Here is a 15,751-nt window from a genome sequence, read left to right as displayed (position 1 = left end):
ACGCACTGTGGCCGACCGACTGATCATCCGTGGCGCGCGCGAGCACAACCTGCGTGACGTCAGTCTCGACCTGCCCCGGGACGCACTCATCGTGTTCACCGGGCTGTCCGGGTCGGGCAAGTCGAGCCTGGCCTTCGACACGATCTTCGCCGAGGGGCAGCGCCGCTACGTCGAGTCGCTCTCGTCGTACGCCCGGCAGTTCCTCGGCCAGATGGACAAGCCAGACGTCGACTTCATCGAGGGTCTGAGCCCCGCCGTCTCGATCGACCAGAAGTCGACCTCGCGCAACCCGCGCTCGACCGTCGGCACCATCACCGAGGTCTACGACTACCTGCGGCTGCTCTACGCCCGCATCGGTGAGCCGCACTGCCCGGTCTGCGGTGAGCGGATCTCCCGGCAGAGCCCTCAGCAGATCGTCGACCGGGTCCTCGCGATGGCCGAGGGCACCAAGTTCATGGTGCTCGCGCCGGTCATCCGCGGCCGCAAGGGCGAGTACGTCGACCTCTTCGCCGAGCTGCAGGCCAAGGGCTACGCCCGGGCCCGCGTCGACGGCGTGGTGCACCCGCTGACCGAGCCGCCGAAGCTCAAGAAGCAGGAGAAGCACACCATCGAGGTGGTGATCGACCGGCTCACCGTGAAGCCCAGCGCCAAGCAGCGGCTGACCGACTCGGTCGAGGCCGCCCTGGGCCTGTCCAGTGGCCTGGTGCTGCTCGACTTCGTCGACCTCCCCGAGGACGACCCGGACCGGGAGCGCCGCTACTCCGAGCACCTGGCCTGCCCCAACGACCACCCGCTGGCCATCGAGGATCTCGAGCCCCGGGTCTTCTCCTTCAACGCGCCCTACGGCGCCTGCCCGGAGTGCACCGGCCTGGGCACCAAGAAGGAGGTCGACCCGGAGCTGCTGGTCCCCGACCCGGAGCGCAGCCTGCGCGAGGGCGCCATCCAGCCCTGGTCCACCGGGCACAACCTGGAATACTTCCTGCGCCTGCTGGAGGCCCTCGGCGAGGCCCAGCACTTCGACGTCGACACCCCGTGGCGGGCGCTGCCGGCGCGGGCGCAGAAGACGATCCTGCATGGCTCCGACGACCAGGTGCACGTGCGCTACCGCAACAAGTACGGCCGCGAGCGCTCCTACTACACCGGCTTCGAGGGCGTGGTGCAGTGGATCGAGCGCCGGCACTCCGACACGGAGTCCGAGTGGTCCCGCGACAAGTACGAGGGCTACATGCGCGACGTGCCGTGTGCGGCGTGCGGCGGCGCCCGGCTCAAGCCCGAGGTGCTCGCGGTCACCCTGGCCGGCAAGAGCATCGCCGAGGTCTGCAACCTGTCCGTGGGGGAGTGCGCCGACCTGCTCGCCGGCATCGAGCTGACCGACCGGCAGAAGATGATCGCCGAGCGGGTCCTCAAGGAGATCAACGCCCGGCTGCGGTTCCTGCTCGACGTCGGTCTGGACTACCTCTCCCTGGACCGGCCGGCCGGCACGCTGTCCGGCGGCGAGGCACAGCGCATCCGGCTGGCCACCCAGATCGGCTCCGGCCTGGTGGGCGTGCTCTACGTGCTCGACGAGCCGTCGATCGGGCTGCACCAGCGTGACAACCACCGCCTGATCGAGACCCTGATCCGGCTGCGCGGGCTGGGCAACACGCTGATCGTGGTGGAGCACGACGAGGACACCATCCGCACCGCCGACTGGATCGTCGACATCGGGCCCGGCGCCGGTGAGCACGGCGGCAAGATCGTGCACAGCGGCTCGGTGCCGGCACTGCTGAAGAACAAGGAGTCGATCACCGGGGCATACCTGTCCGGGCGTCGCTCCATCCCGACGCCGTCGACGCGCCGCCCGCAGGATGCGGCACGGGAGCTGGTGGTGCACGGCGCGCGCGAGCACAACCTGCGCAACCTGACCGTCTCGTTCCCGCTGGGCCAGCTCATCGCGGTCACCGGGGTCAGTGGCTCGGGCAAGTCGACGCTGGTCAACGACATCCTGTATGCCGTGCTGGCCAACCAGATCAACGGCGCCCGCCTGGTGCCCGGCCGGCACACCCGGGTCTCCGGTCTGGAGCACGTGGACAAGGTCGTCGGCGTGGACCAGTCGCCGATCGGCCGTACGCCGCGCTCCAACCCGGCCACCTACACCGGGGTCTGGGACCACGTCCGCAAGCTCTTCGCCGAGACCACCGAGGCGAAGGTTCGGGGGTACGGCCCGGGTCGGTTCTCCTTCAACGTCAAGGGTGGGCGCTGCGAGGCGTGCTCCGGTGACGGCACCATCAAGATCGAGATGAACTTCCTGCCTGACGTGTACGTCCCCTGCGAGGTCTGCAAGGGCGCCCGGTACAACCGGGAGACCCTGGAGGTGCACTACAAGGGCAAGACCGTCTCGGACGTGCTGGAGATGCCGATCGAGGAGGCCGCCGAGTTCTTCTCCGCCATCCCGGCCATCCACCGGCACCTCAAGACCCTGGTCGACGTGGGCCTGGGCTACGTACGCCTCGGTCAGCCCGCGCCCACCCTTTCCGGCGGTGAGGCGCAGCGGGTCAAGCTCGCGTCCGAGCTGCAGAAGCGCTCCACCGGGCGGACGGTCTACGTGCTCGACGAGCCGACCACCGGTCTGCACTTCGAGGACATCCGCAAGCTGCTGATGGTGCTGGAGGGTCTGGTCGACAAGGGCAACACGGTGATCACCATCGAGCACAACCTCGACGTGATCAAGACGGCCGACTGGCTGATCGACATGGGTCCGGAGGGCGGCCACCGGGGCGGCACCGTGCTCGCCACCGGCACCCCCGAGGAGGTCGCCGAGGTGGCCGAGAGCCACACCGGCGAGTTCCTGCGCCAGGTGCTCAAGCTCGACGGCAAGGCCAAGGGCGCGGCCGCCGCCACCACGCGGGCGGCCAAGGCCAACGGTGTGACCAAGGCGCGGACCAGCCGCAAGGTGGCGGCCAGCGCCCGCTGACCTCGACTTCCCGAGGGCAGGTCCGGCTGGGTTTGGTGTGGCGGTTGCGGGGCGGGTCCGATCGGGTTCGTGCGCGTCCATTGCGGCGCGGGCGAGCCGGTCCGGAGCCCGCCCCGTCCCATTTCCTGGGTCGGACAGATGCTGCGGTGAACCATCCGGCACAGTTGCCCGTGTGGAGAAGTGTGACCGGCTTTCGGACCGGCGCGGCGGGCTAGAGAGAGGCGAGGCATGAGTGACGATCAGGCGCTGACCGGTCCGGGTACGCAGACACGTCGTACCCTGCTCACCGGTGTCGGGGCGGTCGGCGCGGCCGTCGTCCTGGCTGCCTGCGGCAGCGACGACGGCAGCAACGGCAACGGCAGTGACGCACCCACCAGTGGCGGCCCCGCCGTCCCCAGCACCGGCGACGCCGGCGGCGGCGACCGGCAGAACGCCCAATCGTTGGCCACCACCGCCGACATCCCGGTCGGAGGCGGCAAGGTCCTCGCCGCCGAAGGCGTGGTCATCACCCAGCCCACGGCCGGTCAGTTCAAGGGCTTCAGCCCGATCTGTACGCACCAGAACTGCCCGGTGACGAACGTCGACGGCGGCACCATCAACTGCACCTGCCACGGCAGCAAGTTCTCGATCGAGGACGGCTCGGTGAAGGCCGGCCCGGCCACCAAGCCGCTGCCGCCGAAGAACATCAAGGTCACCGGCGACCAGATCTCGCTCGCCTGACCGTCCAGGGGCCGGCGACCGCCCCGGCCAGGCGTGTCCAGCCAGCCTGATCGACTCGCGTTTCGGAAAGTCGGGGTGTCCGCGATCCCTCGACACCCCGACTTCCCGGAAGCCGAGTCGATCTAGAGCTTGAGTTGGGCTGTCGGTGCTGCGGACTAGGCTTGCTGACGTGGCTGACCCCTCGACCTACCGCCCCGCACCCGGCACCATCCCGGAGCTACCAGGGGTCTACCGCTTTCGCGACGGCACCGGCCGGGTGATCTACGTCGGCAAGGCGAGAAACCTGCGCAGCCGGCTCAACTCCTATTTTGGCGATGTCTGGAACCTGCACGAGCGCACGCGGCAGATGGTCACCACCGCCGAGTCGGTGGACTGGATCACCGTCGGCACCGAGGTCGAGGCGCTCCAGCAGGAGTTCACCTGGATCAAGCAGTACGACCCCCGGTTCAACGTCCGCTACCGCGACGACAAGTCGTACCCCTATCTGGCCGTGACCCTCAACGAGGAATACCCACGGCTCCAGGTGATGCGCGGTGCCAAGCGCAAGGGGGTGCGCTACTTCGGTCCGTACTCGCACGCCTGGGCCATCCGGGAGACCCTCGACCTGCTGCTGCGGGTGTTCCCCGCCCGGACGTGCTCCGCCGGCGTGTTCAAACGCGCCGGCCAGGTCGGTCGTCCCTGCCTGCTCGGCTACATCGGCAAATGCTCGGCGCCGTGCGTCGGCACCGTCTCCGCCGACGAACACCGCGCGATCGTGGACGGGTTCTGCGACTTCATGGCCGGGCGCACCGACACCATGGTCCGCAAGATCGAGCGCGAGATGACCGAGGCGAGCGAGCAGCTTGAGTTCGAGCGGGCCGCCAAACTGCGCGACGACGTGGCCGCGCTGCGCCGCGCCATGGAGAAGCAGACCGTGGTGTTGGGCGACGGCACCGACGCCGACGTGGTCGCGTTCGCCGATGACCCGCTCGAGGCGGCCGTGCAGGTCTTCCACGTCCGCGACGGCCGGGTCCGGGGGCAGCGCGGCTGGGTGGTGGAGAAGACCGAGGACCTGACCACCGGGGACCTGGTGCACCACTTCTGCACCCAGGTCTACGGCGGCGAGCACGGCGAAACCGACGTGCCCCGGGAGTTGCTGGTGCCCGAGCTGCCCGCCGACGCCGACGCGCTGGCGGAATGGCTCTCCAACCACCGGGGCAGCCGGGTGTCGCTGCGGGTGCCGCAGCGCGGCGACAAGCGCTCACTGATGGAAACGGTCGAGCGCAACGCCAAGGACGCGCTGGCCCGGCACAAGCTGAAGCGATCCGGTGACCTCACCACCCGGGGCAAGGCACTGGACGAGATCAGCGAAGCACTGGACATGCGCACCTCGCCGTTGCGCATCGAGTGCTTCGACATCTCCCAGATCCAGGGCACCGACGTGGTGGCCAGCATGGTGGTCTTCGAGGACGGGTTGCCCCGCAAGAGCGAATACCGGCGGTTCATCGTCCGTGGCGCCACCGACGACCTCTCCGCGATGTCCGAGGTGCTGCGCCGTCGCTTCGCCCGCTACCTGGACGCGCGGGCGGAGACGGGCGAGGTGGGCGTCGAGTCGGCCGACGACCCGATCACCCCGGAAGACGCGGCCGAGCCGCAGATCGGTGTGCTGATCGATCCGACCACCGGCCGGCCGCGGAAGTTCGCGTACCCGCCGCAGTTGGTGGTCGTCGACGGCGGTGCTCCGCAGGTCGCTGCGGCCGCACAGGCCCTTGCCGACCTGGGCATCGACGACGTGGCGTTGTGCGGCCTGGCCAAGCGGCTGGAGGAGGTCTGGCTCCCGGACGACGAGTTCCCGGTCATCCTGCCGCGCACCTCGGAGGGTCTCTACCTGCTGCAACGCATCCGCGACGAGGCCCACCGGTTCGCCATTACCTTCCACCGGCAGCGCCGCTCGAAGCGGATGACCGAGTCGGCTCTCGACCACGTCCCCGGCCTCGGCGAGGTGCGACGCAAGGCGTTGTTGCGGCACTTCGGCTCACTCAAGCGGCTCTCTGCCGCAACGGTCGAGGAGATCACCGAGGTGCCCGGGGTGGGTCGACGCACCGCCGAGGCGATCCTGGCCGCCCTCGACAAGGACACGAAGGCCGACGACAGCGCGGAGGCGACCCCCACCACCTGACGCCGCGCCGCGCGGCCTCGGAGTCAGTCGCACGGCACGCATGATGGCGCTCGTAGTGGCCTCGTCGGCGCCAAATGGGGCCTGTTACGTGGATCGAGCACGATCTTGGGGTGATGCGTCGCGTTGGGCGTCCCCGGGGGGTGCCAGCGTCCGGTATCGCCAGGTCGATCAAGATCCGCGCAACACATCGGGGTGCCGGCTGCCCGCCCGGCACCCGGGTCAAGATCCGCGCAACATCAGGGAAGTTGTTGCCTCGCCGCGACGTGAGGCAGCAGTTTCCCCGAAAGTGCGCGGATCTTGGATTGTCGGCGCCTGGGGTTGCGGGGTGTGGTGTCCGGTTCGGCGGATCCGTCCGTGGGGCGGGTGTCCGGTTTCGCCGTGGCTGTCGCGTGGTCGGGGCCACCCTGGCGGCGGAATCGTGGGCCGGGCGGGGTCGTTATACCTGGCATGTCACCGCGACTTCGGGTCGTGGGGCGCGGCAGCCGCCGGGAACACCGGACCGGCCGCCCCGGTTGCATCCCCCGGAGCACGCAGGCCGGGAGCCCGGCGGAATGACTCGCCGGCCCGGCCGGTTACACACCCCGAGCCACACAAGCCGGGAGCCCGGTGGAATGACTCGCCGGCCCGCACCGTTACACCCTTCCCGACGCCGGCCCCCATGGCCGCCGGGCAAGAACTTCGAAACTTTCCCCCCTTGCACGTGCGGCACGCCCACCCCCCGGGCGTGCCGTGCACCCCCCATCGCAGAGGAGCACGCCATCATGCGTACCGATCTGATTCGTAAGACCGCTCTGACCGCTGCTGGCCTGGCCTTCACCGGCGGCGCGATCGTCGGACCGATCACCGCCGCGTACGCCGCCACGGATGCCAAGCCGGCGTCGCAGACGCAGTCTGATCGCAAGCCGTCGGGTGAGCGTCAGCTGGGCGTGCGCTACGAGGCCCAGCCGAACTTCTACTACTGCGGCCCCGCCGCCGCCCGCAACGCCCTGTCCGTGCAGGGCAAGGACATCAGCGTCGACGCGATGGCCAAGGAGATGGGCACCACCGAGGCCGGCACCAACTCCATCAACGACATCACCCCCGTACTGAACAAGGAGACCGGCAAGAACGACGCCTACCACTCGGTGGAGATCAGCACCCCGGATGCCGACGCCAAGCAGACCGACAAGCTGCGCACCGACATCGTCAAGACCGTCGACGACGGCCGGGCCGTGGTCGCCAACATCGCCGGCACCACCACCGACACCGACGGTGCTATCCACTCCTTCGAGGGCGGGCACTACATCAGCGTCGTCGGCTACCGCGACAACGGCACCATCGTCAAGATCGCCGACTCCGCCGACCCGAACACCGCCTCCTACGACATCACCGTCGAGCACCTCGCCGACTGGATCGCCACCCGCGGCTACGCCACCAGCTGACCGCGACTGACACACCACGAAGGGCCGGACCCCACCACGGGGCCCGGCCCTTCGTCTTGTCCTCAGTCCTGGGCGAGGACGGCCAGGATCTGCTCGCCGTACTTGGCGAGCTTGTTCTCGCCGACCCCGCTGACGCCCGACAGCTCGGCAAGCGAGCCCGGCGCGTCAGTGGCGATCTGTCGGAGAGTGGCGTCGTGGAAGATGACGTACGCCGGAACGCCCTGCTCTTTGGCGGTGGTCGCCCGCCAGCCACGCAGCCGCTCGAAGAGCGACGCGGCGGCCGGGGTCAGCTCGGCCACGACGGTGGCCGAGCCGCGCGGCTTCGACGAGCGGCTCGAAGCTGGCTTCTCCGGTTCGCGGCGCATCGTGACCGTGCGGCGGCGACCCAGGACGTCGGCACTGGCCTCGGTCAGCGCGAGCGTGCCGTAGTCACCCTCGACGGCGAGCAGCCCTTCGGCGAGCAGTTGCCGGACGACGCCCCGCCACTCCGCCTCGCTCAGCTCGGAGCCGATGCCGAAGACGGTCAGCGAGTCGTGACCGTGCTGGCTGATCTTGTCGTTCTGCTTGCCGAGCAGGATGTCGATGCAGTGCCCCGCGCCGAACCGCTGGTTGCGCTCACGGTCGAGACGAAAGACCGCGGAGAGCAACTTCTGGGCGGCGACAGTGCCGTCCCAGGTCTCCGGTGGGGTGAGGCAGGTGTCGCAGTTGCCGCAGGCGGCCGTGGACGTCTCGCCGAAGTATTCGAGCAGCTGGACCCGCCGGCAGCGCACCGTCTCGCAGAGGGCGAGCATCGCGTCCAGGTGCGCGGCGAGGTTGCGGCGGTGGGCGAGGTCGCCGTCGGACGTCTCGATCATCTTGCGTTGCTGGACGACGTCCTGCAGCCCGTACGCGAGCCAGGCGGTGGACGGCAGGCCGTCCCGCCCGGCGCGGCCGGTCTCCTGGTAGTAGCCCTCGACGGACTTGGGCAGGTCGAGGTGGGCGACGAACCGCACGTCGGGCTTGTCGATGCCCATGCCGAAGGCGATCGTGGCCACCATCACCAGACCGTCCTCCCGCAGGAAGCGTTGCTGATTGGCGGCGCGGGTGGCCGCGTCCAGACCCGCGTGGTACGGCAGTGCGGCGACCCCGTTGGCGACGAGGAACTCGGCGGTCTTGTCGACCGAGGCACGGGACAGGCAGTAGACGATCCCGGCGTCGCCGGGGTGCTCGTCGCGCAGCAGCGTCAGCAGTTGCTTGCGCGGCTCCCGCTTGGGCACGACCCGGTACTGGATGTTGGGCCGGTCGAAGCTCGCCACGAAGTGCCGGGCATCGTCGAGGTTGAGCCGGGTGGCGATCTCGGTGCGGGTGGCGCTGGTCGCGGTGGCGGTCAACGCGATCCGCGGCACCTCTGGCCACCGCTCGTGCAGCATCGACAGCGCCAGGTAGTCGGGGCGGAAGTCGTGCCCCCACTGGGACACGCAGTGCGCCTCGTCGATCGCGAACAGGGAGATGCGCCCTCGGTCCAGCAGGGCGAGGGTGGACCGGACGCCGAGCGCCTCCGGGGCGAGGTAGAGCAGGTCCAGCTCGCCGGCGACGAAGGCCGCCTCGACCCGACGTCGGGCGTCGAGCGTCTGGGTCGAATTGAGGAACCCGGCGCGGACGCCGACGGCGGTGAGCGCGTCCACCTGGTCCTGCATGAGGGCGATCAGCGGGGAGACGACGACCGCGACGCCGTCGCGGACCAGGGCCGGGATCTGGTAGCACAGCGACTTGCCACCACCGGTGGGCATCAGCACCAGCGCGTCGCCGCCGGCGACCACGTGGTCGATCACGTCCTGCTGGAAACCGCGGAAGGCGTCGTAGCCGAACACCCGGCGCAGCACCGGCAGCGCGTCCTCGGTACGCAGGTCGGTGGGGGAAGCCATTCGCGGAGTCTACGAGCCCACCCCGACACCGCCGACCCGGCGCACCCGAGCGAAGGGTGTTCACCCCACGACCCGTGGCGGGTGCGCGGGCTTGCGCCGGTGGCGGGATAGAGTCGCTGATTGACCAATCGCGGCCAACGGGGGCCGCGGCGCCACGGCTTGGGGGTACGGGTGAGCGAGGCGCGCACAACCGGTGACCGGATCGACGACCCGGCGGCGGCTGACGGGCAGGTGGCGGCCGAGTCGGAGACCACACTCGTGGTCGTCACCGGCCTCTCCGGTGGTGGCCGCAGCACGGTTGCCAGGGCGTTGGAGAACGTCGGCTACTACGTGGTCGACAACCTGCCGCAGGCACTGATGCTGGACATGGCCGAGCTGGCGTTCAAGGCGGGCGGGGCCGCTCGGCGCACCGCGATGGTGCTGGACGTGCGGTCCCGGGCCTTCTCCACGGACCTGGCCGGGGCGATCCGTGAGCTCAAGGACCGTGGGTTCTCGCCCCGGGTGGTCTTCGTCGACGCCGACGACGAGGTGTTGATCCGACGGTTCGAGAGCGTGCGCCGGTCGCATCCGCTTCAGGGCGACGGACGGCTGGCCGACGGCATCGCCGTGGAGCGCGGTCTGCTGGAGGAGGCGCGCGACCAGGCCGACGTGATCGTCGACACCAGCCACCTGAACGTCAACCAGCTCCGTCGGCGCATCGAGGAGCTGTTCGGCGGCGAGGACGCCCGCCGGCTGCGGGTCACCGTGCTGTCGTTCGGCTTCAAGTACGGTCTGCCGCCGGACGCCGACTTCGTGCTGGACGCCCGCTTCCTGCCCAATCCGTACTGGGTGCCGGAGCTGCGCGAGCACACCGGTCGGGAGGAGGCGGTGAGCGCGTACGTGCTGGGTCAGGAGGGTGCGGACGCCTTCGTCGCCTCGTACGCCGACCTGGTCAACGCCACCACCGCCGGCTTCGAGCGGGAGGGTAAGCGCTACCTCACGGTCGCCGTGGGCTGTACCGGCGGCAAGCACCGCAGCGTGGCCATCGCCGAGGAGTTGGCCGGGCGGTTGCGCCACTCCGGGTTGGCGGCCAACGCCCAGCACCGCGATCTGGGGCGGGAATGACGGCCCGGCGGGTGGTGGCGTTCGGCGGCGGGCACGGGCTGTCCGCCTCGCTGCGCGCGCTGCGTCACTGCGCCCCCGAACTCGACCTCGACATCACCGCTGTGGTCACCGTGGGTGACGACGGGGGTTCCAGCGGCCGGTTGCGGGCCGAACGCGGCGGTCTTCCCCCGGGTGATCTGCGTCAGGCGCTGGTGGCGCTGGCCGGGGACCACCCGGCGACCCGGCGCAGCGCCGGGCTGTTCCAGCACCGCTTCGCCGCCGTGCCGGCCGTCGTACCCCCGCTCGGCGAAGCCGACCCGGCCCCGGCGGCGACCGACGGCAGCAACCCCGACCCGCGCGACCAGGGCGCCGGCGCGACCGCCTCTGGCGCTGAGCGGGCGAGCACCCGCGCCGACGGGCTGGCCGGGCACGCGGTGGGCAACCTCGTGCTCTGCGGCCTCATGGAGATGCTGGGCGACCCGGTGGCCGCGCTGGAGCACGCCGGCGCGATGCTGGGCACTGTCGGCCGGGTGCTGCCGATGTCCCGTCAGCCGGTCGGCATCGAGGCGCAGGTCCGAGGTGTCGACCCGGCCGCCCCCGACGAGGTACGCACCGTGCGCGGCCAGCACCAGGTGGCGGTCACCACCGGGCGGGTCGAGTCGCTGCGCCTCACCCCGTCCGCCCCGCCGGCCTGCGCCGAGGTGATCGAGGCGATCAGGGCGGCGGACTGGTTGATCTTCGGGCCGGGCAGCTGGTACACCAGCGTTCTCCCGCACCTGCTGGTGCCGCAGTTGGCCGACGCTATCGTTTCCACCTCGGCCCGGCGGTTGGTCACGTTGAACCTCGCGGCCGAGAAGGAAACCCTCGGGCTCTCCGTCGCCGATCATCTCGCGGCGCTGCACTGGTACCTGCCCGAGCTCAAGGTGGATCTCGTGCTCGCCGACGCCAAGGCGGTGGGTGACCCCGAACCGGTCGAACGTGCGGCAGAATCGCTGGGTGCCCGCCTGGTCCTCGCCCCTGTCGCCGTCACCGGTGGCACTCCCCGCCATGATCCGGCTGCCCTGGGCGCCGCACTGGTGCCTGTCCTGGGTGCCGATCGTTAGACACGTACGTAATCTCCGGCGACACGCCGGAACCGGTCCGTGAGGGGACGCACAATGGCGATGACGGCCGCGGTCAAGGACGAGCTGAGTCGGGTCGACGTGCCCAAGCCCTGCTGTCGGCGGGCGGAGATGGCCGCACTGCTGCGCTTCGCTGGCGGGCTGCACATCGTCTCCGGCCGCGTGGTGGTGGAGGCTGAACTGGACACCGGGGCGGTGGCCCGACGGCTGCGCCGGGAGATCGCGGAGGTCTACGGGTACCCGAGCGAGATCCACGTGCTGGCCTCCGGTGGGCTGCGCAAGGGCAGCCACTTCATCGTGCGCGTGGTCAAGGACGGCGAGGCTCTCGCCCGGCAGACCGGCCTGCTCGACGTGCGGGGTCGTCCGGTGCGCGGGCTGCCCCCGCACGTGGTGGCGGCGAACGTCTGCTGTGCGGTCTCCGCCTGGCGGGGCGCGTTCATGGCCCACGGCTCGCTCACCGAGCCCGGCCGCTCCAGCGCACTGGAGATCACCTGCCCGGGGCCGGAGTCGGCGCTCGCGCTGGTCGGCGCGGCCCGCCGGATCGGCATCACCGCCAAGAACCGTGAGGTACGCGGGGTGGACCGGGTGGTGGTCAAGGACGGCGACGCCATCGCCGCGCTGCTCACCCGGATCGGCGCGCACTCCAGCGTGCTGGCCTGGGAGGAACGTCGGGTGCGCCGCGAGGTGCGGGCCACCGCCAACCGGCTGGCCAACTTCGACGACGCCAACCTGCGTCGCTCGGCGCGCGCGGCGGTCGCCGCCGCCGCCCGGGTCACCCGTGCGCTGGAGATCCTCGCCGACGAGGCGCCCAACCACCTGACCGACGCCGGGCGGCTGCGCCTGGAGCACCGGCAGGCCTCGCTGGAGGAGTTGGGCGCGCTGGCCGACCCTCCGCTGACCAAGGACGCCATCGCCGGGCGGATCCGCCGGCTCCTGGCGCTGGCCGACAAGCGGGCCCGGGACCTCGGCATCCCGGATACGGAAGCAGCCGTCACGCCCGACATGCTCGTGGTCTGATAGGACGGTGGGGCCGCACGGTGCGCCCGGGGCACTACCCGGCGCAGCGTGGTCTCGCACGCTCGGATAGGGTCGCTGCGTACGGCAAGGGGGCCGACACAGGCACTCCTCGTCGTGCGCACCGCCTCGGGCGGTCAGGTCCTCAGACCGCGGCGGGGTGGCCGAGAAGAACCGTCAACGGCCGGCTCCAACGGTCGGCGCACACCACTCCGCCGGCCCGTTGTCTGAAGCCGGCGGACCAGAACGCGAGGAGCTGGAACCTGTGACCATCCGGGTTGGCATCAACGGCTTTGGCCGAATCGGCCGTAACTTCTTCCGGGCAGTGCTGGCGTCTGACGCCGACATCGAGGTCGTGGCGGTGAACGACCTTACCGACAACGCGACGCTTGCCCACCTGCTCAAGTACGACAGCATTCTGGGTCGCCTTCCCTACGAGGTCAAGGCCACCGCCGACGAGATCACCGTCGGTGGCAAGACCATCAAGGCGTACGCCGAGAAGGACCCGTCGAAGCTGCCGTGGGGCGATCTGAACGTCGACGTCGTCATCGAGTCGACCGGCTTCTTCACCGACGCCACCAAGGCCAAGGCGCACGTCGACGGCGGGGCCAAGAAGGTCATCATCTCCGCCCCGGCGAAGAACGAGGACGTCACCGTCGTCATGGGTGTCAACCACGACACCTACGACCCGGCGAAGCACACCATCATCTCCAACGCTTCGTGCACCACCAACTGCCTCGCCCCGATGGCGAAGGTCCTGCACGACACGTTCGGCATCCAGCACGGTCTGATGACGACGATCCACGCGTACACCCAGGACCAGAACCTCCAGGACGCGCCGCACTCGGATCTGCGTCGTGCCCGGGCCGCCGCGCTGAACATCGTCCCGACCTCCACCGGCGCCGCCAAGGCGATCGGTCTGGTCCTGCCGGACCTCAAGGGCAAGCTCGACGGGTACGCCCTGCGGGTGCCGATCCCGACCGGCTCGGTCACCGACCTCACCGTCAACGTGGGTCGCGAGACCACCGTGGACGAGGTCAACGCCGCGCTGAAGGCCGCCGCGGATGGCCCGCTCAAGGGCATCCTGGTCTACAACGAGGACCCGATCGTCTCCAGCGACATCGTCACCGACCCGGCGTCGTGCATCTTCGACGCGCCGCTGACCAAGGTCGTCGGCAACCAGGTGAAGGTCGTCGGCTGGTACGACAACGAGTGGGGTTACTCCAACCGGCTCGTCGACCTGGTCAAGCTGGTCGGTAGCTCGCTGTGAGCATCCGGACCCTCGACGACCTGCTCGCCGAGGGGGTTTCGGGTCGGCGCGTGCTGGTGCGCGCCGACCTGAACGTCCCGCTCGACAAGCAGACCGGTGCCATTAACGATCATAACTCCGCCTCCGCGCCGCAAGGCGGCACTCCGGACGGAGTGAGGATCGCCGACGACGGCCGGATCCGCGCGGTGCTGCCGACCCTCGGCGCGCTGGTCGAGGCCGGCGCGAAGGTGGTCGTCTGCTCGCACCTGGGCCGCCCGAAGGGCGCGCCGGACCCGCAGTTCAGCCTGGGCCCGGTCGCCGGGCGGCTCGGTGAGCTGCTCGGCGCCCCGGTGCACTTCGCCACCGACACCGTCGGCGATTCCGCCCGCTCCACCGTCGCCGACCTGGCCGACGGTCAGGTCGCCCTCCTGGAGAACCTGCGGTTCAACGCGGGTGAGACCAGCAAGGACGAGGCCGAGCGGGGCGCGTTCGCCGACCAGCTCGCCGCGTTCGGCGACGCGTACGTGGACGACGCGTTCGGCGCGGTGCACCGCAAGCACGCCAGCGTCTTCGACGTGCCGGCCCGTCTGCCGCACGTCGCGGGCCGACTGGTGCTGCGTGAGGTCGAGGTGCTCTCCAAGCTCACCGGTGACCCCGAGCGGCCGTACGTGGTGGTGCTCGGTGGGTCGAAGGTGTCCGACAAGCTCGCCGTGATCGAGGCGCTGCTGCCCACCGTCGACCGGCTGCTCATCGGCGGCGGGATGTGCTTCACCTTCCTCAAGGCCCAGGGCCTGGAGGTGGGCACCTCGCTGCTGGAGAAGGACATGGTCGACACCTGCCGCAACCTGCTGGAGCGGTCCGGCGGCAAGATCATGCTGCCGGTCGACGTGGTGGTGGCGGACGCGTTCGCCCCGGATGCCGCGCACGACACGGTCCGTGTCGACGGCATCCCGAGCCACCGGCTCGGGCTGGACGTCGGCCCGGAGACGGTCGCCGGTTTCAGCGCCGCACTGTCCCAGGCGAAGACGATCTTCTGGAACGGCCCGATGGGCGTGTTCGAGATGCCGGCCTTCGCGGCGGGCACCCGGGGCATCGCCGAGGCGATCACCAAGGCCGACGCGTTCAGCGTCGTCGGTGGCGGTGACTCGGCGGCGGCGGTCCGTGCCCTGGGGCTGGACGAGTCGTCCTTCGGGCACATCTCCACGGGTGGCGGCGCCTCCCTGGAATACCTCGAGGGCAAGACCCTCCCCGGCATCGCGGCCCTGGAGAACTGAATGTCGAGCACCACCCGCCGGCCGTTGATGGCCGGCAACTGGAAGATGAACCTCAACCACCTCGAGGCCAACCTGCTGGTGCAGAAGCTGGCGGCCAGCCTCACCGAGAAGCAGCTCACCGCCGTCGAGACGGTCGTGCTGCCGCCCTTCACCGACCTGCGTACGGTGCAGACCGCGGTGGACGGCGACAAGCTGCTGATCGGCTACGGCGGGCAGGACCTGTCGCCGCACGCGTCCGGCGCGTACACCGGGGACATCTCCGGGCCGCTGCTGGCCAAGCTCGGCTGCACGTACGTGGTGGTCGGGCACTCCGAGCGGCGGGCCTACCACCACGAGGACGACACGCTGGTCAACGCCAAGGTGAAGGCGGCGCTGACGCACGGCCTGACCCCGATCCTCTGCGTGGGGGAGGGGCTGGACGTGCGCGAGCAGGGCACCCACGTGGCGCACTGCTCCGACCAGCTCGACGGGGGCCTCGCCGGGCTCACCCCCGAGCAGGTGCGCCAGGTCGTGATCGCGTACGAGCCGGTCTGGGCGATCGGCACGGGCAAGACCGCGACGCCGGAGGACGCCCAGGAGGTCTGCGGGGCGGTCCGCCAGCGACTGGCGGAGCGCTTCGACCAGGACACCGCGAACCAGGTCCGGGTCCTCTACGGCGGCTCGGTCAAGGCGTCAAACGTCGCCTCGATCATGGCCCAGCCGGACGTGGACGGGGGCCTGGTGGGGGGTGCCAGCCTGGACGCGGAGGAATTCGCTCAGATCTGCCGCTTCCCGGAGCACCTCGCTCGCTGATCGCTCGGTATCCTTGACACCGCCCGTCCACCGGTCGGTGCCACCGTGCCCGATCAGACCGG

General features: G+C 70.4%; 11 protein-coding genes. 10 read left to right on the top strand and 1 reads right to left on the bottom strand.

All coding sequences use genetic code 11. The features are described 5' to 3' along the window. The first annotated feature begins 7 nt into the window (after window positions 1–7). From uvrA to AC3CF1_RS09825, 4 genes are all read left to right on the top strand, one after another. Complete coding sequence (gene uvrA, locus AC3CF1_RS09840; RefSeq protein WP_088949259.1) at window positions 8–2,953, top strand: excinuclease ABC subunit UvrA; 2,946 nt, start codon at window positions 8–10, stop codon at window positions 2,951–2,953. Window positions 2,954–3,181: 228 nt separating this feature from the next. Continuing rightward, a complete protein-coding gene (locus AC3CF1_RS09835) occupies window positions 3,182–3,673 on the top strand; it encodes a Rieske (2Fe-2S) protein (RefSeq protein ID WP_354983087.1) in 492 nt (163 codons plus the stop codon). Window positions 3,674–3,842: 169 nt separating this feature from the next. Further along, window positions 3,843–5,831, top strand: coding sequence for an excinuclease ABC subunit UvrC (uvrC, locus tag AC3CF1_RS09830; RefSeq protein ID WP_354983088.1), 1,989 nt, complete (start codon window positions 3,843–3,845; stop codon window positions 5,829–5,831). Between the two features lie 761 nt (window positions 5,832–6,592). Next, complete coding sequence (locus tag AC3CF1_RS09825; RefSeq protein ID WP_488450182.1) at window positions 6,593–7,252, top strand: C39 family peptidase; 660 nt, start codon at window positions 6,593–6,595, stop codon at window positions 7,250–7,252. A 62-nt stretch (window positions 7,253–7,314) separates the two neighbouring features. Here AC3CF1_RS09825 and recQ read toward each other — a convergent pair whose 3' ends face one another. Continuing rightward, a complete protein-coding gene (gene recQ / locus AC3CF1_RS09820) occupies window positions 7,315–9,156 on the bottom strand; it encodes a DNA helicase RecQ (protein WP_488450180.1) in 1,842 nt (613 codons plus the stop codon). 171 nt (window positions 9,157–9,327) lie between these two features. On the opposite strand from recQ, the gene rapZ reads away from it, so the two are divergent. The 6 genes from rapZ to tpiA all read left to right on the top strand — a co-directional run bounded on the left by rapZ (window position 9,328) and on the right by tpiA (window position 15,689). Beyond that, a complete protein-coding gene (rapZ, locus tag AC3CF1_RS09815) occupies window positions 9,328–10,260 on the top strand; it encodes an RNase adapter RapZ (protein ID WP_435794546.1) in 933 nt (310 codons plus the stop codon). After that, the gene (locus AC3CF1_RS09810) at window positions 10,257–11,342 is read left to right on the top strand and encodes a gluconeogenesis factor YvcK family protein (RefSeq protein WP_354983091.1); all 1,086 of its coding nucleotides are present in this window, start codon (window positions 10,257–10,259) and stop codon (window positions 11,340–11,342) included. The genes rapZ and AC3CF1_RS09810 overlap by 4 nt, the downstream gene beginning before the upstream one ends. A gap of 54 nt (window positions 11,343–11,396) precedes the next feature. Then, window positions 11,397–12,377 (top strand): DNA-binding protein WhiA, encoded by a 981-nt coding sequence (whiA, locus tag AC3CF1_RS09805; protein ID WP_030337350.1) that lies wholly within the window; start codon window positions 11,397–11,399, stop codon window positions 12,375–12,377. 262 nt (window positions 12,378–12,639) lie between these two features. Continuing rightward, window positions 12,640–13,644, top strand: a complete 1,005-nt coding sequence (gene gap, locus AC3CF1_RS09800) for a type I glyceraldehyde-3-phosphate dehydrogenase (RefSeq protein ID WP_088949253.1) — start codon at window positions 12,640–12,642, stop codon at window positions 13,642–13,644. Continuing rightward, complete coding sequence (locus tag AC3CF1_RS09795; RefSeq protein ID WP_488450176.1) at window positions 13,641–14,897, top strand: phosphoglycerate kinase; 1,257 nt, start codon at window positions 13,641–13,643, stop codon at window positions 14,895–14,897. The genes gap and AC3CF1_RS09795 overlap by 4 nt, the downstream gene beginning before the upstream one ends. Next, the gene (tpiA, locus tag AC3CF1_RS09790) at window positions 14,898–15,689 is read left to right on the top strand and encodes a triose-phosphate isomerase (protein ID WP_141910436.1); all 792 of its coding nucleotides are present in this window, start codon (window positions 14,898–14,900) and stop codon (window positions 15,687–15,689) included. It abuts the gene before it with no gap. Window positions 15,690–15,751 lie beyond the last annotated feature (62 nt).

Source organism: Micromonospora sp. MGP-C2 (assembly GCF_057766525.1).
This window is presented reverse-complemented; position numbering and strand designations above follow the sequence as displayed.

What these genes read in the sequence shown, in the direction of transcription:
- recQ (WP_488450180.1), bottom strand. Translation starts at nt 9,156, where the DNA reads ATGGCTTCCCCCACCGACCTGCGTACCGAGGACGCGCTGCCGGTGCTG.
- AC3CF1_RS09825 (WP_488450182.1), top strand. Translation starts at nt 6,593, where the DNA reads ATGCGTACCGATCTGATTCGTAAGACCGCTCTGACCGCTGCTGGCCTG.
- AC3CF1_RS09835 (WP_354983087.1), top strand. Translation starts at nt 3,182, where the DNA reads ATGAGTGACGATCAGGCGCTGACCGGTCCGGGTACGCAGACACGTCGT.
- whiA (WP_030337350.1), top strand. Translation starts at nt 11,397, where the DNA reads ATGGCGATGACGGCCGCGGTCAAGGACGAGCTGAGTCGGGTCGACGTG.
- AC3CF1_RS09810 (WP_354983091.1), top strand. Translation starts at nt 10,257, where the DNA reads ATGACGGCCCGGCGGGTGGTGGCGTTCGGCGGCGGGCACGGGCTGTCC.
- tpiA (WP_141910436.1), top strand. Translation starts at nt 14,898, where the DNA reads ATGTCGAGCACCACCCGCCGGCCGTTGATGGCCGGCAACTGGAAGATG.